Source organism: Paenibacillus endophyticus, from assembly GCF_014192395.1.
Classification (GTDB): domain Bacteria; phylum Bacillota; class Bacilli; order Paenibacillales; family Paenibacillaceae; genus Pristimantibacillus; species Pristimantibacillus endophyticus.
In genome coordinates, this window is sequence record NZ_JACHXW010000023.1 from 72,565 (window position 1) to 97,022 (window position 24,458).

21 protein-coding genes are annotated in these 24,458 nt (G+C 47.9%); 16 read left to right on the plus strand and 5 right to left on the minus strand.

Annotation, left to right across the window (positions count from 1 at the left end; genetic code table 11):
- Nucleotides 1–271: 271 nt before the first annotated feature.
- From FHS16_RS26410 to FHS16_RS26430, 5 genes are all read left to right on the plus strand, one after another.
- Nucleotides 272–1,342, plus strand: a complete 1,071-nt coding sequence (locus tag FHS16_RS26410; protein WP_183569849.1) for a Fic family protein — start codon at nt 272–274, stop codon at nt 1,340–1,342.
- A 786-nt stretch (nt 1,343–2,128) separates the two neighbouring features.
- The gene (gene ybiA, locus FHS16_RS26415; RefSeq protein WP_183569851.1) at nt 2,129–2,701 is read left to right on the plus strand and encodes a riboflavin biosynthesis intermediates N-glycosidase; all 573 of its coding nucleotides are present in this window, start codon (nt 2,129–2,131) and stop codon (nt 2,699–2,701) included.
- Complete coding sequence (locus tag FHS16_RS26420; protein WP_183569853.1) at nt 2,691–3,515, plus strand: TIGR02452 family protein; 825 nt, start codon at nt 2,691–2,693, stop codon at nt 3,513–3,515. The genes ybiA and FHS16_RS26420 overlap by 11 nt, the downstream gene beginning before the upstream one ends.
- A gap of 280 nt (nt 3,516–3,795) precedes the next feature.
- Nucleotides 3,796–6,783, plus strand: coding sequence for a hypothetical protein (locus FHS16_RS26425; RefSeq protein WP_183569855.1), 2,988 nt, complete (start codon nt 3,796–3,798; stop codon nt 6,781–6,783).
- A 189-nt stretch (nt 6,784–6,972) separates the two neighbouring features.
- On the plus strand, nt 6,973–7,596 hold the full coding sequence (locus FHS16_RS26430; RefSeq protein ID WP_183569857.1) for a DUF8426 domain-containing protein: 624 nt from the start codon (nt 6,973–6,975) through the stop codon (nt 7,594–7,596).
- A gap of 172 nt (nt 7,597–7,768) precedes the next feature.
- Here FHS16_RS26430 and udk read toward each other — a convergent pair whose 3' ends face one another.
- The gene (gene udk, locus FHS16_RS26435) at nt 7,769–8,404 is read right to left on the minus strand and encodes a uridine kinase (RefSeq protein ID WP_183569859.1); all 636 of its coding nucleotides are present in this window, start codon (nt 8,402–8,404) and stop codon (nt 7,769–7,771) included.
- A gap of 322 nt (nt 8,405–8,726) precedes the next feature.
- Here udk and FHS16_RS26440 point away from each other — a divergent pair, with 322 nt between their 5' ends.
- The 4 genes from FHS16_RS26440 to lepB all read left to right on the plus strand — a co-directional run bounded on the left by FHS16_RS26440 (nt 8,727) and on the right by lepB (nt 11,224).
- The gene (locus FHS16_RS26440) at nt 8,727–9,215 is read left to right on the plus strand and encodes a hypothetical protein (RefSeq protein ID WP_183569860.1); all 489 of its coding nucleotides are present in this window, start codon (nt 8,727–8,729) and stop codon (nt 9,213–9,215) included.
- 48 nt (nt 9,216–9,263) lie between these two features.
- Complete coding sequence (locus tag FHS16_RS26445) at nt 9,264–10,031, plus strand: hypothetical protein (RefSeq protein WP_183569862.1); 768 nt, start codon at nt 9,264–9,266, stop codon at nt 10,029–10,031.
- 90 nt (nt 10,032–10,121) lie between these two features.
- Nucleotides 10,122–10,634, plus strand: a complete 513-nt coding sequence (locus tag FHS16_RS26450; RefSeq protein WP_183569864.1) for a hypothetical protein — start codon at nt 10,122–10,124, stop codon at nt 10,632–10,634.
- A gap of 26 nt (nt 10,635–10,660) precedes the next feature.
- The gene (gene lepB, locus FHS16_RS26455; protein ID WP_183569866.1) at nt 10,661–11,224 is read left to right on the plus strand and encodes a signal peptidase I; all 564 of its coding nucleotides are present in this window, start codon (nt 10,661–10,663) and stop codon (nt 11,222–11,224) included.
- A gap of 54 nt (nt 11,225–11,278) precedes the next feature.
- On the opposite strand, the gene FHS16_RS26460 is transcribed toward lepB, so the two are convergent.
- Nucleotides 11,279–11,923 carry a response regulator gene (locus FHS16_RS26460; protein ID WP_221226478.1) on the minus strand — a complete coding sequence of 215 codons (645 nt, stop codon included), beginning with the start codon at nt 11,921–11,923 and terminating at the stop codon, nt 11,279–11,281.
- A 191-nt stretch (nt 11,924–12,114) separates the two neighbouring features.
- On the opposite strand from FHS16_RS26460, the gene FHS16_RS26465 reads away from it, so the two are divergent.
- The 4 genes from FHS16_RS26465 (at nt 12,115) to FHS16_RS26480 (ending at nt 16,153) form a co-directional block, all read left to right on the plus strand.
- Nucleotides 12,115–13,614, plus strand: a complete 1,500-nt coding sequence (locus tag FHS16_RS26465; protein WP_183569868.1) for a sensor histidine kinase — start codon at nt 12,115–12,117, stop codon at nt 13,612–13,614.
- Nucleotides 13,607–14,041, plus strand: coding sequence for a response regulator (locus FHS16_RS26470; protein WP_183569870.1), 435 nt, complete (start codon nt 13,607–13,609; stop codon nt 14,039–14,041). The genes FHS16_RS26465 and FHS16_RS26470 overlap by 8 nt, the downstream gene beginning before the upstream one ends.
- Nucleotides 14,028–15,146 (plus strand): HD-GYP domain-containing protein, encoded by a 1,119-nt coding sequence (locus tag FHS16_RS26475; RefSeq protein ID WP_183569872.1) that lies wholly within the window; start codon nt 14,028–14,030, stop codon nt 15,144–15,146. The genes FHS16_RS26470 and FHS16_RS26475 overlap by 14 nt, the downstream gene beginning before the upstream one ends.
- 89 nt (nt 15,147–15,235) lie before the next feature.
- Entirely contained in the window at nt 15,236–16,153 is a 918-nt protein-coding gene (locus tag FHS16_RS26480) for an aldo/keto reductase (protein WP_183569874.1), read from the plus strand.
- A 115-nt stretch (nt 16,154–16,268) separates the two neighbouring features.
- On the opposite strand, the gene hflX is transcribed toward FHS16_RS26480, so the two are convergent.
- The 3 genes from hflX to FHS16_RS26495 all read right to left on the minus strand — a co-directional run bounded on the left by hflX (nt 16,269) and on the right by FHS16_RS26495 (nt 22,176).
- The gene (gene hflX / locus FHS16_RS26485; RefSeq protein WP_183569876.1) at nt 16,269–17,534 is read right to left on the minus strand and encodes a GTPase HflX; all 1,266 of its coding nucleotides are present in this window, start codon (nt 17,532–17,534) and stop codon (nt 16,269–16,271) included.
- A 488-nt stretch (nt 17,535–18,022) separates the two neighbouring features.
- A complete protein-coding gene (locus tag FHS16_RS26490; RefSeq protein ID WP_183569878.1) occupies nt 18,023–20,977 on the minus strand; it encodes a DEAD/DEAH box helicase in 2,955 nt (984 codons plus the stop codon).
- Nucleotides 20,974–22,176, minus strand: a complete 1,203-nt coding sequence (locus tag FHS16_RS26495) for a hypothetical protein (RefSeq protein WP_183569880.1) — start codon at nt 22,174–22,176, stop codon at nt 20,974–20,976. The genes FHS16_RS26490 and FHS16_RS26495 overlap by 4 nt, the downstream gene beginning before the upstream one ends.
- Before the next feature lie 228 nt (nt 22,177–22,404).
- Between FHS16_RS26495 and FHS16_RS26500 the strand changes: the two genes are divergently transcribed.
- The 3 genes from FHS16_RS26500 to FHS16_RS26510 all read left to right on the plus strand — a co-directional run bounded on the left by FHS16_RS26500 (nt 22,405) and on the right by FHS16_RS26510 (nt 24,449).
- The gene (locus FHS16_RS26500) at nt 22,405–23,661 is read left to right on the plus strand and encodes an ATP-binding protein (protein WP_183569882.1); all 1,257 of its coding nucleotides are present in this window, start codon (nt 22,405–22,407) and stop codon (nt 23,659–23,661) included.
- A 125-nt stretch (nt 23,662–23,786) separates the two neighbouring features.
- Entirely contained in the window at nt 23,787–24,017 is a 231-nt protein-coding gene (locus tag FHS16_RS26505; RefSeq protein ID WP_138755052.1) for a DNA-binding protein, read from the plus strand.
- A 141-nt stretch (nt 24,018–24,158) separates the two neighbouring features.
- Entirely contained in the window at nt 24,159–24,449 is a 291-nt protein-coding gene (locus FHS16_RS26510) for a hypothetical protein (RefSeq protein ID WP_183569884.1), read from the plus strand.
- Nucleotides 24,450–24,458: the final 9 nt, after the last annotated feature.

Below are 24,458 nucleotides of genomic sequence, written 5' to 3' on the forward strand. Positions count from 1 at the left end.
TATTTAGGTAGCTGTATTGGTCCTCTAGAGATATTTAAATTATAGCAATGCTAATATAAAGATTAGTCCAGTATCTGTAATAGAAACAGAGGTATTCATGGACGATTATAGTCCTGAGTTGCTGCTGTTAGCGTATTATTTTATATGTTTTTGCAGAAGTACTTTTGCAGCCTCGGTATGTTATTCGGAATTATAAACTATGTATTTTGGTTGGTTATATATCTATATATTTTGTGTTATAATATATGTAGATGTTCAAAGGGGTGTTATTGTGAAATTGTTACTTTTAACTGAGAGATTGAAAGAAATTCATTGGGGCCCAACTACCATGAATATGATGCAGCGTGTAGCTGAGTTTAAAGGCAAACAACAGTTGTTCTTTCAGCAATCACCTGAAATTTTAACAGCGATGAAAAATGTGGCCATGATTCAGAGTACGGAATCCTCCAATCGAATTGAAAAAATTATTGTAACCAGTAAACGCCTTACTGAAATTGTGAACGAAAGGGCAGAACCGATGGACCGCTCGGAATCAGAAATTGCGGGTTATCGCGATGTACTTAAAATTATTCATGAATCCTATGAACATATGCCAATAACAACGAATGTGATCCTGCAAATGCACAGTTACCTGTTAAGATATGCAACTGGAAATGGCGGGAAATATAAGATCAGTGACAACGATATTACGGAAGAACTTCCGACAGGCGAGACAATAATTCGCTTTAAACCTGTATCGGCGTTTGGAACCAAAGATGCAATGCAAGATTTGGTAAATGGGTTTCGAAAGAGGAAGGAGGAAGGAATATATCCGGAATTGCTCCTCATAGCTATCTTTATACTAGATTTTTTATCTATTCATCCGTTCTCCGATGGCAATGGGCGGATGGCACGACTTATAACCCTTCTTCTTCTTTATCAGGCTGGCTATGAGGTAGGCCGATATGTCAGCTTGGAGAAATGTGTTGAGGATACCAAAGATCAATACTATACGACACTACAGAAATCGTCTGTAGGCTGGCATGAAGAAATGAATGATGTCAGACCTTGGGTCGAGTACTTCTTAACCATGCTGATTGAGGCCCAGGAAAGGTTTGAGCAGCGTATGGGAGACCTGGATCGTGGGAGAGGCTGGAAGTCACGCCAAGTGGAGGCAGTTATTCAGCAATTGATGGGGCATTTCAGTGTATCCGACTTGGTCGATCGATGCCCAGGGATAACGGGTCCTACAATTCGACAAGTGCTTGCTCGCATGTCCAAAAAGGGGTCAATTGTTGCTGTTTCAATGGGGCGAAATGCTCGATGGAGGAAAGTGGATATTGAAGAGGAAGATCTGGAATAAAATCCGGGTTTTTTTTATTTGGGATTTCTTCCGATAGTACTGCATAAATTCATTCTTAGTTTTTGCAGCTATCGTCATCAATTGATCCGGTGCAGGTGAAAGAACAGCAATCATATAGCTAGGATTTTCCTTGTGTACGGAAAGAACAACGGGAATTAGCCGAGGGAAATCGTCATTTGGTTCTATTTTAGACTGATTTGTCCTTCTGCTAGTATTTCCTTTGGCAGATACCTTCAGGTGGACAACGGTAGATTTCATAGAAGAATCATTAGGAATATGCTGTCTCTTAGTCAGAAAACCTTCCGCAAATACTTGCAGCTTCTTCTTCCACGCATAAGCCGTATTGGTATGAATAAGGGAGGAGTATACCGTATTTTTATTGATTCTGACGAGAACGATGGCGAAGCCAGATAAAGCGCCTCTTGTTGCTCAGACTTGGATGGGGTTCAGTATTAGTCTCAGAATTTTTACTTAGAAACAGCAGGGATTAAAAATTAGCAGGTAGGACGGCCTTTACAACTCATTAAGTGCTTTATTCGAGAGGTCATTATGGTCCGTGTTCGAAACCACAACTTTAAAGTTGTGGTTTTTGGTGCTTGTTTAAAGCTGCTGATAAAATGGTATTGACAAATAGAGTAAATTACATTAAATTGATATTGTCATATTAATAATATCAAAACAATAAACACGATGAGCCTTTCTTAAGGGGATATAAGCAATTTCTAAAGCTCTAACCTGTTAATTATTACAATCGAAAACCAACTCCAAAGGAGAAAGGAGTAGAAAATGAAAAATCATTTAGAGCTTTTACAAAAGGAGTACCGCGCTGGAAAAAGCATAAGCTTCCTATTCTTCTGGGGACATACACCGCTAGCAGACGGAATAATAGATCATAGCTGCTTAAGCCAATGGTGGCTGTGCTCTTTTCAAATCGAAGGCATTCGTTATTCCAGTACCGAACAGTATATGATGGCGGAGAAAGCCCGTTTGTTCCAAGACGAGCATATGCTTGGGAAGATCATGCAAACCAATCAGCCGAAAGCGATTAAAGCGTATGGCCGGGCTGTTGAAAACTTTGATAGCCATCTCTGGGAGCAGCGGGGCTATGACATCGTTAAACGCGGCAACGCAGCCAAATTCGAGCAGAACCCGGAGCTGTGGGACGTTCTGCGGCAGACGGGAAACCGTATCCTGGTTGAAGCCAGTCCGTATGACCGCATTTGGGGAATCGGCATGGAGAAGAGCGATTCTCATGCGAACAACCCATTGCAATGGCGCGGCACTAACCTGCTGGGCTTTGCTCTAACCGAAGTGCGCAATGAACGGCTTGAGAAAGAGGAGAAGACAGATGGATCGTAAGAAGATAGCACAAGAATCGCTTCATATCATGCAGCAGGGTTTTTATGTGCGTGAAGGAAAGCGGATTGCATTCGCGGAGCAGCAAAAAGCTTCAGAGGATAGGAGCGTACTCATTACGCCTGAACAAGGGAAAATTCTAGGTAGGGAATTTTATTCCAGGCAGGATGCGCCGCAAGCGAAAAAGACGGTAGTGAACATAGCTACGGTGCAAGCCATTTTGCAGCTAAATGCTGGGAGAAAAGACAAGATAGGCGTGCTCAATTTTGCAAGCGCCAAAAACCCCGGCGGCGGATTCTTAAATGGAGCCATGGCACAGGAGGAGAGCCTCGCGGTATCCAGCGGATTGTACGCCACACAGCTATGCCATGAGGGCTATTACTTAGCAAACCGTGCTTTCAGCTCGATGATGTACACCGATTACGCAATTTACTCGCCTGATGTGGTCTTTTTCCGCGATGAACGTTTCAACCTGCTGGAGAAGCCGGTTACCGCTTCGGTGCTTACGCTGCCCGCTGTCAATTATGGACAGGTTATTTTAAAGGGGGAGAACAGCAAGCAAGCGCAAAAAGGGATGAAGGAGCGCATGCGTCTAGCATTGACTATCCTAGCAGCCAAAGGAGATCAAACAATCGTTCTCGGGGCATACGGCTGCGGCGTATTCCGCAATGACCCCGCTAACGTTGCCCGATGGTGGAAAGAGCTGCTTATGGATGAGGGTTTTGATACGTATTTTGATGAAATCATATTTGCTGTGCTGGATACTTCTAAGACAGAAAGCTGTATAAGGGCTTTCAAGGCTGTCAACTTCATATAAGCCATAAGATATCGACCTGAGCGGGTCGGTTTTTTTATTTGGCGTATATTGCACGGCGTGATACGCAAGAGCAGCGATCAGTTAGAAGAGCGCCTTTATCGGTCGCTCTTTTTGCTATTTTTGTGTAAATGGTCTCTTTACGAATATGAAACAAAAATAGTTATTCAAAATGAATAACTTTGTATATAATAATGCTTACCATGCACATTATCCAGCTCAGAGAAAGACGATAAATGCTTACTCATGCATACAATTAAAATCGAAATGGAGGATGAAGAAAGTGAATGTGCGAAACAAAATAGTTGTATCCGTTATCATTTCCAGTTTGTTCGCCGCGCTGATCGCGGGTTTGCCGCTGGGAAGCCGGAAACAGTCAGTACGTGGAGGCAGTTTGGGGATTGCGAGCGCCGCTGAAGCGCCGCCAAAAGCTAGCTTGGCCAAGTGGTCGGAGTTTCATGAGGCGCTTGCTGCAGGTGATCAGGTCGATGCCCAGCATGTGTCCAATCTGCATGACGAGCTTGATGGGCTGGATGACTTGAATGACCAGACGCTTATTGATCCGATATGGAACAAGATGAGCTTGAAGCTTCCTGCCCATGTCGATAAAGAAAAAGTGAAAGCCGACCTTTTTAGGTTTTTCAAAGCGGTCATCGTCAGCCAATTGGATCCGCAGGCCAGCGATTTGGAAAATATCCGCAGCAATGCCGATTACCGAGCGGCGCTTCAAGCAATATCTGCCGCAGCGGGGCAGCCAAGCCTGACACTCGAGGATTTTCTAATTTTCTTATATGGCGACGGCAACAGCCGCAAAGGGCTTGAAGGGACCGTCAGAGAAGAAATCCGTAATATGGACCCGTTTTCGCTAATGGCGCTGACGCAGGAAAGAGAGAAGGTAAATGATCTTCTTTTCTCCGAACTGAAGGAGGTGCTTGGGTTATCGTCCGACTATCAGGTCAGCAGGGTTTTCCGCAATCTAGGGGTAACCGCTCTGAACGTGCAGGAGATGCTGCAAAGCTTTGGAAATAGGCTGCAGCTCGATACGGATGCTTTTGTCGGAATAGCCGTCGCCTATATGCGCTCGAATGTGAAGACCACCTACCGTATAGCCCATTACGATGGCAATGTCACGGACGGCCGTATTTATCATTATGATTTAGGTTTATTCGGAGCCTATGTTTTGCCTGATCAACTGGATTGGTCCAAGCGTTCGGGAAGCTCCGATCTGAAGGTCTTTCCTCGCGGAGGCATGGAATTAGTTTACCCTGCGGCCAGCGCAGAAGCGCTTATTCAAGTCAACCTGCTTCATCCATACGGCGGTCCGGATAAGGTCATCCTCGAGAAAGAGATGAGGCATTCGCATTCATTTGCGGGCTTCCCGGAGGAGCCTTTCTTCGCGAGAATGGGCAAGCTGTACGGTAAGCTTGAAGAGGGGCCCCCCTCTGATTTGTCAAATGTACGGAGCTTGCAGGAGGAGTGGGCGGCTCTTGACGTGAATTCAAACTTGCAGCTGATTGATCCCATTTGGAATAAGCTGGCGATTCGATTCACGGCAGCTCAAGCGGAAGGGATGAGAATGGCCCTGTTTCAGCTGCTGAAAGAAACGGCAGGCTTGTATTTCGACCCGCAGGAAGCCCGGTTGGATGCCATACGTACTAACGCTGACTACAAGCTGCTGCTTAATAACATCATCCCGGTTTACTCCAACGGCGCTGATCAGCTTCTGATCCTGCTGTTCGGTGATGACGCCGCCCGAGGCGGGGTGCAAGGCGAATGGCTGGGACTACTTGCAGGACAATCTCCGCAGGACTTAATCGCCCTGCTTCATAATGAAGAGAAGCGCAAGCAGCTGCTTCGATCGGCAATCGATACGGTCTTTAGCGAATCGGATGACGGGCAGCAAACGACATATTTTTATGCTTTGGGCAGCGCGCTTAAGCAAAGAGGGGTAACAACGGAGGATCTCCTAAGCGTCTTGAGCAGCTTTGAAGATAAGCTTGCACATAGCGAATCAGCTGCCAGTGCCATGCTGAGCGCCTACTTTCGCTCCGAAACACAGGAAACGGCGATCATTAGCGATGATGGGCTGAAGCATGCCTATGCGTTGTCTGTGCTTGGGAAGTCCATCCCTGCCGAGCTTCTGACATGGTCCAAAGTATCAGGCAGCGATGCCGTGACGGTGATGCCTGATGGCGTCGTTACGATCCCGCCATATACGCCGGAGGTGTCTGCTGTCATCCAGGCGAAGGCGATCAGCTCGGATGGACAAGCGGAGAGCATTCTTTTCCAGAAAGAAGTAACATTGAAGGCTGCCGATACGGGAAGCGGGCCCGCTATTCCAGCGCTCCTGCTGGAGCGCATGAATAGGCTGCACGAGGCTATTGCAGCAGGAGGCTCCCAGTCGGTACAGAACATACATGCCGCTCAAGAAGAAATAGCCGGGCTTGACGATAACGAGATGCAGTTTCTCATAGATCCGATCTGGAATAAAATAAGCGAAAATCTGCCAGCCTCCGTTGATGCAGTACCGCTAAAGACCAGCCTATTCCGATTGATCAAGGCTGCCGGCGCCTTACAGTATGACCCTCAGGCGTCTCAGCTTATGGCCATGCTGGCGAATCCCGAATATCAGGCTGCGCTAGCTATGCTGACGGAAGCCGGCGGCGGCCCGGATGTGACTATCGAAAATATGGCTGCTTTTCTATACGGCGATGGGAGTCAGGCAAAGGGAATCGAGGGAACCGTCCGCGATATGCTGGCTGCCAAAAAACCGAAGGAAATAACAGCGCTATTTGCAAATAAGAAAGCGGCAAGCTCGCTGATCAATCAAGCTTTAACAGAAGTATTGCAGCAAAGTGACCGGTATGCCTTAAGTGAATGGTTCCATGGATTAGGTATTACGGCTGCTGACTGGCAAGCGGTTTCCCTAGGCTTTCAGCAAGCGCTGGAGAAGGAGAAGCCGGCCATGCATGCTTGGCTAATGGCATATATTCGTTCCGAGGTTCAAGAAACGGTGACTATTAGCGATAATGGCACAAAGCATCAATACAGGCTTAGCGTATTAGGGGCAGAGCTGCCGTCCGCGTTCGTGAAGTGGATTAAGCTGTCCGGAGACCAAGCGGTTAATGTGAAGCTGAACGGGACGGTTACCCTTTCGAACAAACAAACAAGCGGAAGAGCGGTCATTCAAGCCGTATGGCTGAATGCTTCTGGAGGAAATGCAAAGGTTATTTTTCAGAAGGAAGTAGAGCTCGTCAAGGAAACGGAATAAGGACAAGCGTTAAATAGGGCTACGTCATTGACCTATTCGATTAAGCGGCGCAATCTTCAAGGAGATTGCAGCTGCTTATTTCCATTAGGAGAGTCCTCATATTTACTTCCGGCTGCCTATGCTGGATAATAAAGAAAATTTATGGATGATCATCAGCGCGGTTCTTGCATACGATTGGAGGCACATTGAATGAATGTTTTTCTTCTCAATTCTGAATTACACGGTGCGCGGCATGTCCCTGCATTTTTGAGAGACCATTACGTCGGCTTTGAATGGCCGGGTATAGGGGATTTAGAGCAGTTAAGCAAGGAGGCTGGACAGGAGAAGGCTGTTCAGGCCTGCGATCAAAAGGGGGCGGCGCTGCTGGATCGGCTGCTCGAGATCGGCTCCTTCGTTTACGATATGCAGGATGGGGATTATCTCTTTCTGGCAGATGGCGACCATGTTCATATGGGCGATTTGGGCGACTATTACTATGTAGATAGACCGTCGGAGGAAGAAGCGGGCCTCTGCCATCGCCGAGGCGTGACTTGGCTGAAGAGCTTGCTGAGGTCGGAGCTGCATCCGGAGCTGAAGTCCTTTGTAGATAGGAAGGTGACCATCTCAAAGCTCGAACGGAAGGTAACGCCGGAGCAGATTGAGCATTGGCTGGATAAGCCTTTCGGACAGGCGAGGGACACGGAACGTACATGTGCAGTCGATCAGGAGACCATTAAGTTGGCGCTGGATATATTAAGAAAAGCGATGAGAAGCGGTGATGCGGACCGAAGAGAACGTGCAGCGATAGCCGTGCTTCAATTTGCTAAGCCGTAGCGTTCCATAGGCAAGCATGAAAAAGAGCACCGAAAGGGTGCTCTTTTTGAGTATATAAGCATTTATAAGTTTTCACCTATAATTGCGCTTATCTATCTCGGCGAAACGACTGCTTTTGCCACAAAGGACGGCGAAGCCGTTTCTGCTTCATGCCATAAGATGGCCGCGACAGCTATAACTCCAGAATACCCGGACTGTCCGTCAAATATTTCTCGGTCAGTATCGACAGCAGCTGGATGCCTACCTCGTTGTGTCCGCCTTCCGGGATGATGATATCCGCATATTTTTTGGAGGGCTCAATAAACGCTTCATGCATCGGTTTCACCGTATTCAAATATTGGTCATGCACGGACTTGATTGTCCTTCCACGCTCCTCGATGTCCCGCAATACCCGGCGCAATATGCGTACATCCGGATCGGTATCGACAAAAACCTTAATGTCGAGCACTTTGCGGATACTCTCCTCAGCCAGCACATGAAGCCCTTCCAGAATGACGATCTTGTTCGGTTTAAGCTCTATTGTCTCATCCACTGAGCGTCCGTGGATGGTGAAATCGTAAACGGGCGCAAAAACCATTTGACCTGCTCTCAGTGTCATGAGGTCGTTTGCGAGCAGCTCGATGTCGAACGCGAGCGGATGATCATAATTGATAAGCTCACGCTCAGCAAAGCTGAGATGCGTTGGATTTTTATAATAATTATCTTGAGATATGAATGTTACTTTGTCTGATCCAAGACGGTCAATGACTGAACGGGCAACCGTAGTTTTGCCGGATCCGGTGCCGCCGGCGATTCCAATAATAAGCATGGCGCGCAATAAACCTCCCTATGATGTATGCCTGTGCAATTGTAGTATTGTAGCATAGCATTCACATTTTTTCACCTCGGCAGTCCTTTTCAATCAACTTCTTCCATTTTACAACTGAGCAAAAGTCAGGTTCTCATATGAAGTAATCGATAGCGCTAGGTGGCCAATAAGGAAAACCTGGAATCGGAGTTGCTCCGATCTGGTACGAAAGTATACCATGCAGCCCCTCTTACGGAGACAATTAAATCACACTGATGGCTGACGTTTCGGATTTGCGCAGGCGATATAATGGCTTTAGCGAGAAACGAAAGGAGGCCTCACATTGAAACGTAGTCGATATAAACGGATTGCTGCTTCAGTGGGGATCTCCTCTCTCCTAGCCATCGGAAGCGTATACGCGCAATCCAATGAGAGCCTGCTTGTGCAGGATTGGTACAAGGATAGATCACATCAGCTAACCGCCCAAATCTTGAATTACGTTGTCGTTGAAGGATTATTGCAAGCTTCACAGAGCGTGAGCAGCGCATCAGGCAACTTGGCAGACAATGCCGATGCTTATCTGTCGAATGCGCTGAGTGTAAGCCTTGAAGAGTCGAAGCTGACCATACAATCGTCGAGCCAAGCTTATATCGGCCAAATCGGGGAAAAAGCCTCTGAGCTTGCCCGTATGACCAAGGAACAGACGTTTGAACCTTACATAAGAACAGTGACTAACGAGAATAACGAAGCGCTTGAACAGCTTGCTGAGGCCACAATCAAAGAACTGACGCAGCAATTAGACGGCGGCGAAGCTCGGGTAGACAGCAATTAGAATGAGATAGTCTAAACCAATAAACCAAAAAAGAGGAGATTGACGACAATGAAAATGATCAAAAGCAAAGTAGTAGCAGGAGTAGTAGTAGTAGGTATGGTAGCTTCCATGGGGACGGTATTCGCAGCAACAAATGCGGGAACTCAACTGCAAGGCTGGTACACAACGGCTACTAATGTTGTAAAAACAACCATTTCCGGAGATTTCGCAAACTATTATGCGACTAGTAAAACAGCTCATGCGGATGCTGTAGGCAACCTGAAAGGCCAAGCTCAAAGAGACATCAGAGATGCTGGAAATGCTGAAATTAAAAATGTTAACAAAGCGATCAATGATCAAGTGAGTGAATATACAACACAAATCAACACGGTTCAAGATGCAATTACAGGCAGTATGCCAGCTGAATATGATGCATTTGTTGGAACAACCAATGCTTCCGCAAATGCAGCAATTGATACAATCGGCGTTTCGAACAAGAAAGAGCTGAACGCAGCTATTAAAAACCACAAAAACACTTACTTGAATAGACAAGATGAAGAAGCAGCTAAAACTAAAAGCGCAGCCGTTGATGCTTTGAATGCTGAAATCGCTGCTACAAAATCAGATCTGAATGCATTGCTGGCTGGCGAGAGCACAACAGCAACTACTGAAATTCAAACGAACTTGAATAACAAAATTGCTGCTCTTCAAGCAGAGCTTGTTATTTTGACGGATGCAGGCGTGGCAGAAGCAGAAGCAGCAATTGCGGCTAAAGGTCTAACTCTTAAAACTGATGCTCTAAATGAACTGGACGCAATCGTTCAAGCAATCCAGTAGTCTTTCAACCATGTAGAACGAAACCGCAGGAAGCCCTTGAGATGGGCTTCCCGGTTATTTTTTTGAGCATGAAAGGAAGGAGTGGTTCATATGAAAAGCAGAACGAACAGACATAAAGCTATGTGGTCAAAGAAAAAGATCGCAGCTGGAATTGTTTCTTTAACAGTCGCGATCACGGCGACAACGGGTATTGCTTATGCAGATGTAGACCTTGGGGCTACAATCGAAACCTGGTTTAACAAGAAAACCGAGATCGTTATGGAGAGCTTGGAACATTCTATCCAGTCCGAAACCGATAAGCAAAAAGCCATGTTGAAGGAAGAATTGCAGCTTCGACTAGAGGCATCATCCAAGCAGCTGGATGCATATACGGAAGAGCAGAAGCTTGTGCATGCACAGGCAATTGAACAATATGCAGCAGCGATTTTAGAAAACGTGGTCATCAATAACGAGCAAGACCGTAAGCAAATGCTAGACAAGATCCAGGTCATTGTAGACAGTGCGAAGGAAGCTATACAATCACTTGCAGGAAGTTATGCGCCACCTCAATTGACATTCGTTCCCTCGGAATCCCAATCCGTCACAGACGCTGTATACGAATAATAATTTGAAGGCGGTGACATCGAAGAATGGCAGAAGAGCTGGAAGTGTTGGACAGTAAAGCCGGCATGCCTCAAAAGAAACAGGGGGTATGGAGCTGGGTTCGGCTTCTTTTAATTGTAGGCATCCTATTTGTTGTGCTCAACAACTTGACCGGGCTAATGAAAGTTTCAGGAAATTCCATGAATCCCACGCTGCAGAGCGGCAATGTCCTGTTTATCAATAAGCTGGCTTTGTTTCTTGGCGTTCCCAAGTACGGGGATATCGTCATTATCAATGAGGATCGTCTGGGTTATAGCCTTGTGAAAAGGGTCATAGCAGTTGAAGGCGATAAGGTTGCCATAGCAGAGGGCGTGACCTACGTAAACGGATTACCGCTGCTGGAGTCTTACACCTATGGCCAGTCTGAGGATATGGAAGAGGTTGTTATTGGAGTGGATGAGCTGTTTGTTGCGGGTGACAATCGTACGCTCGGAGAAAGCCTGGACAGCAGGGATCCTGAGCTGGGTCCGATTCATTTTCGTGACATTAAAGGCTATGCAGCCTTCTCGCTATGGCCGATGCACACACTTGCTAAGCCATTAAAGCTGTAAGCAGCAGAAGCTCCGCCTTATTATAGGCGGAGCTTCCTATTGTACCAAGCCCACCTATTTGGCGAGCTCAAACTGAACGAGTCCTTTCGACAAAGCATATAAGGCGGCTTGTGTCCGGTCAGCTAAGCTCAGCTTGGCTAATATTTGGCTGACATGCTTCTTGACCGTAAATTCCGTTATGTATAGCTCGCTTGCAACCTCTTTGTTCGAGCGGCCTTTGCCTAGCGATATAAGAACCTCAAGCTCCTTAGGGGTCAGCTCTGCGAATGCGAGCTCTCCGGTCGTGGGGGCAGTATCCATTAAAGAGTCCATAAAAACCGGATCATAATATTTACGCCCTCTTGCTACGACATCAACTGCATATAATAAATCCTCCGGCAGCGCTTCCTTCAGGCACATGCCTTCGACACCGATCGATTGCGCCAATCGCAGCTCATTGCTTGTAGCGGAAGACGTCAAGATGAGATATTTGCAATGATGCCCCATACTTCTAGCATGCTGAATGAAATCCAAACCGTTGTCATTACCCAAGTTCAAATCGACAAGCACAAGATCAGGCTGCGTTTGCCCCATGATAACCAACGCTTCCTTCGCATTGGATGCCTCTCCGACTATGTTTATTTTATTTTCCATAGATACAATCATTCGTATCCCTTGGCGTACAAGTGGATGATCATCGAGGATAATCATATTAATCATGCCGGTTGCCTCCATATATAAATAAGTTATGCTATACTGATATTAGTTAATTAGTCCTACCTTTACACTAATTACCATTGTATATGAAACAAGACTTTTTGACTACTATAATTTGTTTTTTCTAGGAGTATATAATGATATTGCATAGTCGTACCAGTTTATATATCATCATTGGGTGTCGTTGGCTTTTATTGATAATAGGCCTTTTGATCTATTCGGAAGAATTGGTAAGCGGGGACGCTGGACTCGTGCTTGCTGCAGTCAGCCTTCAAACGCTCTACAGCTTGTTTTTTTTGAACAAATCTCTGAAAAGGCTTGCGTGGTTAGCGATAAGCATGGATCTGCTTTTCCAAATCTATCTTCTCTGGTCAACGGGTGGGCTTACCGGTCCGTTCCTATTCTATAGCCTATCAAGCTTAGCCATGCTGAAAGCATATACGAAATGGAAGACTTATTACGCGGTCACGTTCCTGTTCTTCTTGTTTAATCCGATTCTTCTCTCTCTACTGGAGGAGATCACTATAAACGCATATTTAAAGATGCATGGGGCATATATCCTATACGTCATCCTCTTCTATGGCATGGCGGCGACGGTACACTATTGCTCCATTCGCCTGTATGTCCATATTCGAACCTTAGTGAAGCTCTATTCTTCCAGCCGCTTGCATAATGGAATTAGCTATCAGGCTGCAATTGAATACGTGGAGGAATTTCTAAAAGAGATTTTGGAAAAGCGCAAGGCATGGTTATGCCTAAGCGGAGCGGGTTCACATCAGCTGGAGCAGACCTGGACGCATACCTATTATTCGAATGGCATGGAGCAAATAGCTGGTCTCTCTCCTAAAGGGTACATTCAGCTGCCCTCGCCTACAGGAGAGATGACTTCGTTTTATATGCGTGCAATGCAAGGCCGGAGCGGAAATAGATATGGGTGGCTGCTCGTACAGGCCAATTCGGGAGAGCTGTCTATGCTGCAAAAAGCGTATATTCAGCTCGTTTTAATGAAATTTGAAGCGTATTATGACATTAATATAAAAATAAAGGAAATAAAGGATATTGCGATTGCGATGGAGAGAGACTCCATTGCTCAAAATATTCATGACGGTATTGCGCAGGAGCTCTTTTTCTATTCGATTCAACTGTTTCAATTAAAAAATGTGCTGCAGGGAGAATCGAAGGACGAAGCGCTGTCCTTGTTGACGGAAATGGAAAAAAAGGTGAAAGAGAGCCATCGCGATATCCGTAAATTCATTACGGAGCTTAAAGGGGAGAAGCGAAGGTTTAATCTTCATGATGCCATTGAAAGGATGCTTCACCGGATTACGGACCATACTGGCGTGAGGCTTGATTACGAGAACGTAGGCTGGATTGCTCAAGAGAGAATTGAAATCGAAGAGACCATCTACCATTTCATTGAAGAGGCAGCCAATAATGTCATAAAGCATGCAAAAGCAACGATGATTCATGTGAAAGTTGAAGTAACGAGCGTTCAATGGAACATCATGATTAAAGACGATGGGGAAGGCATTATGAATGACAGCGAGTCGGTTCAGGGAGGCAAATTTGGGATTAATGGCATGACGAATCGGATAAAAGCGTTGAACGGGTCGATATCCATTCGTTCTGACGAAACGATGGGAACAACCATAATGGCGGCTATTCCGCGTGAGAGGAGCTTGGCTTATGTATAAGGTAGTGATTGCAGATGATCGGCCCTATGCAAGGCTAGGTCTCCGCATGCTGCTTAAAAGCAGCGATATTTATGGCATTGTAGGGGAAGCCTCAAATGGGAATGAAGCAGTTGAGGTTTCTGAGGAGCTGCTTCCCGATCTCCTGCTTACAGACTTGAAGATGCCAGGTGTCTCTATTATTGAGGGTGCCAAACGGTTGAAAAACAAAATACCTCATATAAAAATTGTCGTGTTAACGGCCTTTGACGATTGTGAAGACATCTACCTTGCCTTTAAGGCCGGGATTGACGGTTACTTAATGAAAGATACAGACCCTGAGCACATCTTGCACGCCATACAGCAAGTCATGAATGGGTCGAGTGTCTTCCAGTCCAAAGAGAACGTTGATTTCATGGAAATCAGGAGGGAGATCCATGAAATACAATAAACTGCTCTCCCTGCCGATCCATCATATGATTCTGATCTTGATTGGCTGCATGACGACTATGATCGCCTTGTTAGCGATCGTTGATGCTGCATTTAACAGAAGCAATATGTCTTTAGCATTTGTCATGGCCGCGATGACCATCGCCGTCCTCGCATGGGGGATGTTCGATTATCAGAAAAACTTGTTTGGGGACAGCAAATACATAAAGCTTATTGTCGTATTATTTTTATATCTGATCATGCTTGCTCTTTCTCTTTATTACCCGATGCTGTTTAGACAGATATGGGTCATTGTATTTTTTATTCCGGTCATGTGCAGCTTGCTTACGACTTATAGAGAGTACGCATACTCATGTATTTTCTTTTTCGCGTATTTCGTTGTCTATACGGTTGCCGGGACGACTGGCATGGGCGGAGAGGCGGATGCGACCGTGCTGTCTGCCTTCATGCGAATCTTGCTTGCGCTTGGGAGCGTATTGCTTGGAGGCATTGTAGTTATTGCGCGCCATCAGCAGGCAAAGCAGCTTGAAGTACGCGCTTTGCAGCAGCAGAAGCAACAAATCATTCATATGCTGCAATGCTTCGTACCCGTCGGGGAGCGCAAAACGCAAACCTCACGCAAAGAAATAAGTGAAATGAGCCTGCTGCTGAAGGGGCTTTGGAAGGAGTATGGCGGCACGCAGACGAAGGATTGGGAGATCGAGCTATTGTCGCTGCTGCACTTCGTAAGCCGGGTCAAGCTCCCCGATTATATGTTCGAAAAGGAAGGAAAGCTGTCGGAATTTGAGCTTGAAGTGGTGCAGGAGCATTGCTATATGGCGAAGGAGCTGTGCGAGGGCATTCCGGGATTTCTGGAGGTGCAGAACGTGTTCCTCTATCACCATGAGAAGGTTGACGGTACAGGCTACCCTTATTGTCTGAAGGAGGATCAGATTCCACTGCTTTCGCAAATGCTCGGCGTAGTGGAAGTATTTCTGGCCATGACAACGCCAAGATCCTATCGCCAAGCAATGTCTAAGCGGGAGGCTTACGAGGAAATTCGGAAGCTGGCAGGAACCTCCTTCCGCGCGGATATCATTCAGGCTTTTGGCAAAGTAATCGTATAGCCGCATGCAAAGCGGCCTATTTCCTATTTGCAGTTGTGGAAGGTAGAATAAAGGGGACAAGCCATAACGCAATGGGAGGAGTGTTGTTCATGAAATATAGGAGACTCGGCAGTACGGGGCTACATGTATCGGTCATCGGTCTTGGAACATGGCAGTTCGGAGGCGAATGGGGCAGGGAATATACGCAGGAGGAAGCAGATGCGATTCTGGATAAAGGCCAGGAGCTTGGCATTAATCTCATCGATACTGCGGAATGTTACGGCGATCATCTCTCCGAATCCCTCATTGGCGACTATATTAGCCGCCGCAAACGTGAAGATTGGATCATTGCAACGAAGTTTGGCCATCACTTCCATGAGCGCTTCACACGCACCGATTCCTTTGATGCAGCGGGTGTCGTGGCGCAGCTTGATGCTTCGCTTAAGGCGCTTAGGACAGATTACATTGACCTCTACCAGTTTCATTCCGGGCCGGACCAAGCCTTCGATAATGATGAGCTGTGGACAACGCTGGATAAACAAATAGAAGCCGGCAAAATCCGCTTTCTGGGCACTTCCATTGGCAGCAATGACAACTTGCATCAGACGGAAGCATCCTCAAGAGTGAACGCCCGCGCCATTCAGGTCGTATACAACAGGCTGGACCGTGCGCCTGAGGAGCGAGTATTCCCTTCCTGCCAGCAGCAGGATCTAGGCGTGCTTGCGCGTGTGCCGCTAGCGAGCGGCTACCTTAGCGGCAAGTATAAGCCAGGCGCAGTCTTCGGCGATACCGATGTACGCCATAGGCATGATAAGGAGAGCACAAGGCTTAAGCTGCTCGAAGTGGAGCATATTCAGCGGGAGGAAGTTCCTCAGGGCATTGCTATGGCGAGCTGGGCGCTTGCATGGTGCTTGAAGCATCCGGCTGTTACGGCGGTCATCCCCGGCTGCAAGGATCCCGAGCAGGTTGAAGCGAACGCGAAAGCGGTAGATCTGATTGCCGAGCCGCATCCTCAGGATGTGGGCTAATCGGATAGACGCTTGTACTTTACAGGCTGAGAAGAGTGAACAAAGAGCTGCTTCCACTTAGATGGAAAGCAGCTCTTATTTTAGTTAACGGTAAGGGTCAAAAATGAAGCTTATCTTATAGCACAGTGACATGCTGGCGATGCTTCTCGAAGTCGGATACGCGGCATTCCAGCTTCATTCTTGTGCCCTCTGCCTCATATTCCGTCGCTTCCACATGAGCATGCTCGTTGAAATAGGCGACAAGTCGGCCCTGGCTAAACGGAATGAGGAGCTCGCATTTCATATAATCGTCGAAGATATGATCGCGGATCACCTGAATCAGCTCATCCAAGCCGCTTCTGTCTCTTGCAGATAGAAAGACATTGCTGTCGTTGACGGCGGGATAAGGATGGTCGGTTAAATCACATTTGTTATAGGCGTATATCGTCGGGATATCGTAGGCTCGCAGATCCTTAAGCGTCTCATTCGTTACGGCGATATTTTGCTCATATTCCTCATGGGCGTAATCGACGACATGCACGAGCAGATCCGCTTCGGTCACTTCCTCCAAAGTCGAGCGGAACGCTTTGACAAGATGATGGGGCAGCTGGCTTACGAACCCTACGGTGTCCGTGAGCAGGAAAGACTTGTTATCCGGCATGTCGATGCTTCTTACAGATGTCTCTAGCGTTGCAAACAGCATATCTTTCGCAAACACCTGCTTCGTTGTCTCAGGATTGAATTTCTCAAGCAAGGCGTTCATTAAGCTGGATTTGCCTGTATTGGTATATCCGACAAGACAGACGACGGGCATTTCATTCTTCTGCCGCTGCTTCCGCTGAATCTGGCGCCTAGCCACGAGCTTATCCAGCTCAGCCTGCAACGCGGTGATTCTCTCCTCGATCCGGCGGCGATCCAGCTCAAGCTTCGTCTCCCCGGCTCCTCTATTCTTGAGGCCGGCACCGCCGCCCTGGCGGCCAAGCGACGCGCGGAGTCCAACGAGCCGCGGGAGCATATATTGCAGCCTAGCAACTTCAACCTGAAGCTGGGCCTCCCTTGTTTTGGCGCGTTCCGCGAAGATATCGAGGATTAGAATCGTCCGGTCGATAACCGTTCGCTCCAAGGCAGCCTCGAGATTGCGAATTTGAGAGTGAGAGAGCTCATCGTTGAAAATGACGACGTGAGCATCATGCGCTTCGAGCAGCGCGAGCAGCTCTTGGATCTTGCCGGTCCCGATATAATGGGTAGGGTTGATGCGTGCCGCCTTCTGGCTGATCTCGTCAACGACCTCGATGCTGTTGGCTGCTGCGAGGTTTCGCAGCTCTTCCATCGAATAGGCAAAGTCGGTTTGATTCTGAAGCTCAACGCCGACGATGACCGCTTTTTGATTCGGTTGTTCCATTATTCATCATCCTCTAAAGGTTATTTGGAATGCAAAAAAACACAGGCAGCGCTGCCTGTGTCAGAGAAGAGGAGATCAGGATGATCCGCAAGAAAGGAAAGGAATTCCTTGCGCTAATGGATCGGTGGTCCTCCTTGGGCATAGAACGCGAGGCTATCATGAAGGAAAGGGGAAAGCTTGCCCCTTCCGTACAATAACCGTTGTCGTTTCATTCTATACACGTATGAAGCTTCCGTTCTAAAGGCAAATACGCAAGTAGGGTTCATGCTGATCCCGTCGGCGTACTTGTTCCATCTATGGGTTACCTTCAAAATGGCAGACCTATCCTGAGTCCTCTGCACACAGGCAGAGCTTTGGCGCTATTCAATTAGCAGCTGCGCAAAGACCTAACTCGGATAAAGTCTATCACATGTAACCCTCCGTTCATCTAAAGTAGCACCAGTGTAGCACAACATGGAAGCCACGGCAAGCTACAAGCCAGCCGGCTTCTACGTTTGGCTCCAATCCTGTCGCAATGTAAAGAGCTCTTTGAGCGCTTCCGTAGAAAGTTCTGTTATCCATCCCTCAGAGCTTGAGATTACGTTCTCGCTAAGCTGCTGCTTGTTCTCCAGCATCTCATCGATCCTCTCCTCCAGCGTTCCAAGCGATATGAACTTATGAACCTGCACGTCTCGGGTTTGCCCCATCCGATAAGCGCGGTCAGTTGCTTGGTTCTCAACGGCGGGATTCCACCATCGGTCGAAATGGAATACATGGTTGGCCGCTGTCAGATTCAAGCCGACTCCCCCCGCTTTGATGGACAGAATGAACACGCTTGGCTGCTCGACCGGCGGGAGCGATGTCGATTGAAATGTATCGATCATTCGGTCGCGAGCGAGCTTCGAGGTGCTTCCGTTCAAATATAGGACAGGCTCTTGCAGCTCCTGCTGCAGCACCGATTGAAGCAGCTGGCCCATACCGATATATTGCGTGAAAATCAGGCAGCGCTCGCCTTCATCGCGCAACTCTCTCACCATTGCGAGCAATCTTTCCAGCTTAGCAGAGCGGCTTACCAGTCCTTCTGTGTCCAATTCTTCGTCCCCAGCATCAGCAAGGCCCGGAACGGGCTCCTTCGTCAACAGCACCGGATGATCGCATATTTGCTTGAGCTGCATGATCGCGGATAAAATTGCTCCTTTGCGTTCAATGCCTTCAAGCTTCTGCATGCGGTCCATCAGCTGATTGACAGCTTGGTTATACAGCGCCCCTTGCTCAGCTGTCAGATGGATGTAGGTTTTCATTTCGTTCTTGTCCGGCAAATCAAGCTGGATGGACGGGTCCTTCTTCTTGCGGCGCAGCATGAACGGCTTCACGAGCTTCTGAAGGTCAGCCGTGCGCTCCTTATTATGCTCCTTTTCAATGGGATTGCCGAACCGCTGCTGAAAGCCGTGCGCGGTCCCTAAAAATCCGGGATTCATGAAATCATAAATCGACCAGAGCTCTGACAATCTGTTCTCGATCGGCGTTCCGGTCAACGCAATGCGATGCTTCGACGTAAAGCTGCGAACGGCAGCTGACTGTTTGGTTTGCGCATTTTTAATATTTTGGGCTTCATCCAAACAGATCGCTGACCAGGTAGAGCGCTGCAGCAGCTCTTGGTCAAGGGTTGCTGTCGCGAATGAGGTCAAGATGACATCGGCTTGCTGGCTCTCCGCAAGGAAGGCTTCATCTGCAAGACGCTTGCTGCCATAGTGAAGCATGACTTTAAGCGTTGGGGCGAAGCGGCTGATCTCCTTCTGCCAATTGCCAAGGACAGATGTCGGGCAAATAATGAGTGCAGGGGTGCCTGTCTCGGTGCTCGTGCTGCTCTCCTTCAGGCTCAGCAGATAGGCGATAAGCTGGACGGTCTTGCCGAGGCCCATATCATCGGCTAGACATGCGCCAAGACCGAACCGCCGCAAGAAGGACAACCAAGCAAAGCCTTCCTGCTGATAGGTCCGGAGCTCAGCCTTCAGGCCTGCGGGTACGGGAAGCAGAGGCCATTCCGAACGCTGGCTGAGCTGGCTGACAAGCTTCATCAGATGCTCGTTCAGCTCGACCTCAAGCTGGATGCGCTGTTCCTGCGCTGCTTCCTGCTCTAGTTGTTCCTCCTCCGCACGGTCGCTTTCTCCTAGCAGATGGAGCTGCAGCACGTCTTGGAACGATAATCCCTGTGAGCGGTCGATGCCTGACATCGCTTTGCGGATTTGCGAGAGCAGGCTTGGGTCCAGTGCAATCCATTGTCCACGGAACCGCACCAGCCGCTCATTGCGGTCTACCAGCTCATTGAACTCGGATTCGGTCAGGCTAGTTTCGCCGATAGCGATGCGCCAGTCAAAGTCAATCAACGAATCGAGTCCGAACAATGACTCGCCGTTGCTCTCCGCGGGCGTGCTGACCTTGGCTCGCAGCTTTGGCTTCCTGCGGCTGGCCGTCTCCCACCATGCGGGGAGCAGCACCTGCCAGCCGGCAGCCAGCAGCCGCGGGCTGTCTAGGGCAAGAAATTGCCATGCTGCATCGTTCCCTAGATCCGAATGCAGCACATCCTCGCGCGGTCCGGCAAACCGCGCGGCGGATAAGCATGCGCGCAGCCTGTCAAGCCAGCCGGCGGAACGTTCACGGACAGCGGCAGTCCAAGCCGATGGCCAAGCACCGGAGGCTTCGCCGGTATCCGAGAGTCGGACAGGCACAAGCACGGCTGGATCCAGCTTGTCCTGCAGCACAAGCTTAAGCTGCCACGGATCTTCGATATGCTGCGGCTCAGCAAGCTGAAGCAGCGGGCGGAAGAGGGCTTGATCGGCTTTCCAGCCGGCTGCGACGAGCCAAGTTTGCGCGTCTAGTCCGGCAACGGCTGCATGATCCTTGGCAAAGAGCAGCGGGAATTCTCTCCGCAAATCGGCTGATTCGGTTTCGGTGCCGTACCAGGTTTCGAATACAGCTGCAGAGAAGGCGGCCTGCAAGCCGTCCAGAAAACCGGTTGCATCGTCATCATCAAAAGAGGCAAGCTCAGCCTGTATTTGCCGCTGCAGCACAAGGTTATCCCATGTCCATTGCAGCTTGCCTGCGCGGTAGGCGGAGAAGCTCGGCATATAGCGGCGAGCTTTGATGTCTTCGGCAAGGTAGGGGGCGAGCTTGACCAGCGCTTCAGCAAGCTCTCCCCAATTCCATGCGATATGGGCAAGTATATGGTTGTCGGAAAAAAAGGGGATAACCTGCTCTGCAGGAAGGAGCACGAGCTCCAGATCCTGTACCTGCTGGATTTCAAGCTCCGTTCCATAGAATGAGGCGCTGTGCCACGCGAACAGGCGATGCTTCAGGCTAACGCCGCTCAAGTACTCTCCCGTTTCATCGACTCCATAGAGAAGGGCATCGCCGTGGCTTGTTATATTAACCTGTACCGACAAGTATTTGAAATAGGTGCTCATGTAATCAGTTTCCCTTTCCGAAGCTCCTCTTGCAGGGCGCGAAGCCTGCTGTGCCGAGAAGCGAAGGCATCGATAAAGGCATCCCATCGCTGCTCTTCTTTCAATTTTTTGTACAGCTTAGCCAGTCGCTTCAGCAGCTTGACGGCAGCTTTGTAGCCGCCTCTGTTTTTAAGCAGCACATTGCTTTCTACCGCTTGATGATAGAAGGGCAGCAGCAGCTCTGGCTCATTTTTCTCGATAGGTGCGAAGACGCTCACCCGATAGTCGAACGGGTCGGTTCCCAGGCTGATCTGGTAATCAATCCATAGCTTCCACTTGCCATGAACGAGCAGCTTTTTCTCGTAAAGGGATGGCGAAAGCTGGAAAAGCGGTTCCCACATAAACTGCTCGGCGCTCGAATGCTGAGGGATGAGTTGATCCCAATAATGATAGAAAATGTCCAAGCTATTCATCCGCTTACCCGTCATTAACGGTGTAGTTCCCAGAAGCCATTCCAAAAGACGCGGCCATTCCAGCGCTTCGGATATCGCATCCAGCACATGGAACAAATCATCTGGTCGCAGCTTCAGGCTGTTGTTTATTTCGGTGAACAGCTCCAGCGCTTCCTGGTCGCGATCCAGAAAACTGAGCATCCACGCTTGTGCTGTCAGCCAAGGATAGCGGGATAGGTCGAAGCCAAGATCGTCCTTGGCGGTTTGCAGCAGTTGAAGCTCCTGTGCATACAACGCTGCGCCGTGTTGACCCGGCTGCGTCCAGTTACGCCATACGCCGAAGTAAATATCGGAGAAATATGCTTTTTCCCCTGCTTCTTGCAGCATGAGCCCGCGTATGATGGTAACGGACTCCGCGAACAGCTGCGGACAATACGCCTCCACGTAGGCTGCTCGCTGCTGCCTCAAGCTGCTTGCGATCTGCTCTTGAACTTCGGAGATGGCGGTATGGGTATGAAACCCGATGAATGCCCCATGTCTCGGCGCTTGATCGGGAGTGGCATTAACGAGCAGCATCAGAATATGAAGATGAGCATGCAGGTCGAATACAAGCTCTTCTTGTGGCGTCAGTTCAGGCTTAACCTGCCCAATCGCCGATAGGGCGGTTTTTACGAAATCTAGGTTTTTGATATGTTCGGAAAAAACGGCGGTGCAGGAGCGGAATACGGTATGCCACTCCGATATCTTCATCGTATGGATAGCTTTCATAAGGATGGTCTCCTGTAACAATCTTTTCTTTTATCTTTTCTTTTTGAGAATCAGCTTATTATATCATTTATTGGGGACTGCTCAGCAGTTTTCTTCGTTCTTTATAAGGGCTGGTTTTCTATTATTTCATGTCTCTTGCGTTCCTTTTTATGTTATATTATGGAGAAAGATAGTACGAAGGAAAGAGCATTGCTGATCGAGATGAGCGATTCGGTGGAGGCCAGTAGGATGGGTTATTTAAAGGATCTTTTGTTGAATATTTTCATCATTTGCTCTCCGCTTGTGTTCTACCCGTATATTCATAAAGTCAAAAATAACACGAAGCTGTTTCGGCTGTTGTTGTATGTTCTCTTTGCAATTGCCATCATAACGACGATGTCGTTCCCCATTAATCTGAATGGCTTACTGTACGATTTCCGTTCCATTCCTTTGGCAATCGGTTCGTTGTTCGGAGGCATTCAGGTTTCTATTCTTTTGTACGCAACGCTGCTCTTGTACCGTTATTTTATCGGGAGCCCGAACGACTGGATATATGTCTTCTCACTCGTACCAAGCTTTATGGTGTTCCTCTATATTTATAAGCGGTACAGCGCCTTGACGCTAACCCGTAAAATTTCCGTTGCCATTATATATTGTACCCTCATCAAGCTAATGACCTTCACCATCTACCTTTCTATAGTGGGCCAACTGGGGCTGCTGCTTAACAATCCGTGGGAAACGCTGCAAACGTATGTCATACAGGGAATTATTGCTGGCATATGCGTCTATGCCATTGAATTGCTGCATACATTTTTTCAGATGCAAGAGGAGATTATAAGAAGCGAGAAGATGAAGATCGTTGGAGATATGGCGGCTTCGGTCGCGCATGAAATTAGAAATCCGCTCACTACAATTAAAGGGTTTATTCAGCTGTTCGCAACGGCAGACCTAGATAAGGAAAAGAAGATGCTCTATCAGAAAATCTGCTTTGAGGAATTGGAGCGTGCAGAAGTCATCATTGCGGATTATCTATCGCTCGCCAAGCCAGATCCCGAGGTCATAGAAGCGATTGATATTCATTATGAAATGCATCATTTGTCTAATGTGCTGATGACTTATGCGAACTATAACAATATTCAAATTCAAGTGGCGACCGAGGAGGAGCAAGCTTTTCACATCCAGGGTGATCGCTATAAGCTAAGGCAGGCGTTAATCAATCTCGGCAAAAATGCGATTGAAGCCATGCCAGGCGGCGGCCTGCTGGAGTTGAGGACGGTGATTCGCGATCAGCATGCATGGGTCACACTAAGCGATAATGGCAGCGGTATGTCATCGGAGCAGGTGAAGCGCCTCGGTACTCCTTATTATTCGACAAAGGAAAAAGGAACCGGGCTCGGGATCATGGTTTCCTTCGGCATTATCAAAAAAATGAACGGGAAAATTTCGATTAAAAGCGAACCGGGCGAAGGAACTGAATTTCATCTTATTTTCCCAAAGGCAAACTAGTATTTGCTATTATTCGATTACCTTTCCACAAATTTTGTATCAAGGTAAGATTATGCGGCTGTTCGTGTTATAATTAGGAGGTGCAGTCAATAAAGATCATTGACTATGATAAAGGAGTCGGAAATATGCAGGTAGTATTTGAAGACTGGGATCAAAAGGTGAAGAAAACGTTTAATGCAACGAGCAAGCAGGAGGTATTAACGGTTACCGAGGCCGGCGATCTACTAGGCATGACGAAAGACCAAATGAAGGTTTACGTGCTAAAGCATAACCTGACCAAGGTTGCAATTAACCGCAGCGTCCACAGATATCTATTACTGAAAAGCGAAATAGATGAGATCTTAGGCAAAGCTTAACCTTTACGATGAACCACAGTCTCCTCACGGGACTGTGGTTTTTTGTTGTTTATTTTCGCTCTTTTTGTCACGCTGCCTGTTCTTGCCCCTTTCCTTTACATAATTTCAGATAGATATGCGGAAAATAGATCAGGTAAATAAATGAATGTAGAAAAGGAGCTGTTCAAAATGACGACGGCAGGCGTTTTAACAGCTTTACTTTTTGCATCGTTATTGATTGCTCTCTTGGATATGAGTGTATACAAAGAAAGCTTTGGTGCAGCACTAGGCAAACAGAGCCTCAATTATAATGGATTTAAAACCTACCTCTTGCTTGCGGCAGCAATTGGTTTATCCTTATTCCGTGATTGGAGAAGCACTAGACGCGCAAGAAAGAATAAACGGCAGCGCTCCGCAGGGAAAGATGCGGGCGGAAACCGGATGAAGCCATGACGAACAAAA

Coding starts and splice junctions, on each gene's coding strand:
- ybiA (WP_183569851.1), top strand. CDS start 2,129: ATGAAAAATCATTTAGAGCTTTTACAAAAGGAGTACCGCGCTGGAAAA.
- FHS16_RS26420 (WP_183569853.1), top strand. CDS start 2,691: ATGGATCGTAAGAAGATAGCACAAGAATCGCTTCATATCATGCAGCAG.
- FHS16_RS26430 (WP_183569857.1), top strand. CDS start 6,973: ATGAATGTTTTTCTTCTCAATTCTGAATTACACGGTGCGCGGCATGTC.
- udk (WP_183569859.1), bottom strand. CDS start 8,404: ATGCTTATTATTGGAATCGCCGGCGGCACCGGATCCGGCAAAACTACG.
- FHS16_RS26445 (WP_183569862.1), top strand. CDS start 9,264: ATGAAAATGATCAAAAGCAAAGTAGTAGCAGGAGTAGTAGTAGTAGGT.
- FHS16_RS26450 (WP_183569864.1), top strand. CDS start 10,122: ATGAAAAGCAGAACGAACAGACATAAAGCTATGTGGTCAAAGAAAAAG.
- lepB (WP_183569866.1), top strand. CDS start 10,661: ATGGCAGAAGAGCTGGAAGTGTTGGACAGTAAAGCCGGCATGCCTCAA.
- FHS16_RS26460 (WP_221226478.1), bottom strand. CDS start 11,923: ATGATTAATATGATTATCCTCGATGATCATCCACTTGTACGCCAAGGG.
- FHS16_RS26470 (WP_183569870.1), top strand. CDS start 13,607: ATGTATAAGGTAGTGATTGCAGATGATCGGCCCTATGCAAGGCTAGGT.
- FHS16_RS26475 (WP_183569872.1), top strand. CDS start 14,028: ATGAAATACAATAAACTGCTCTCCCTGCCGATCCATCATATGATTCTG.
- FHS16_RS26480 (WP_183569874.1), top strand. CDS start 15,236: ATGAAATATAGGAGACTCGGCAGTACGGGGCTACATGTATCGGTCATC.
- hflX (WP_183569876.1), bottom strand. CDS start 17,534: ATGGAACAACCGAATCAAAAAGCGGTCATCGTCGGCGTTGAGCTTCAG.
- FHS16_RS26490 (WP_183569878.1), bottom strand. CDS start 20,977: ATGAGCACCTATTTCAAATACTTGTCGGTACAGGTTAATATAACAAGC.
- FHS16_RS26495 (WP_183569880.1), bottom strand. CDS start 22,176: ATGAAAGCTATCCATACGATGAAGATATCGGAGTGGCATACCGTATTC.
- FHS16_RS26500 (WP_183569882.1), top strand. CDS start 22,405: ATGGGTTATTTAAAGGATCTTTTGTTGAATATTTTCATCATTTGCTCT.
- FHS16_RS26505 (WP_138755052.1), top strand. CDS start 23,787: ATGCAGGTAGTATTTGAAGACTGGGATCAAAAGGTGAAGAAAACGTTT.
- FHS16_RS26510 (WP_183569884.1), top strand. CDS start 24,159: ATGAATGTAGAAAAGGAGCTGTTCAAAATGACGACGGCAGGCGTTTTA.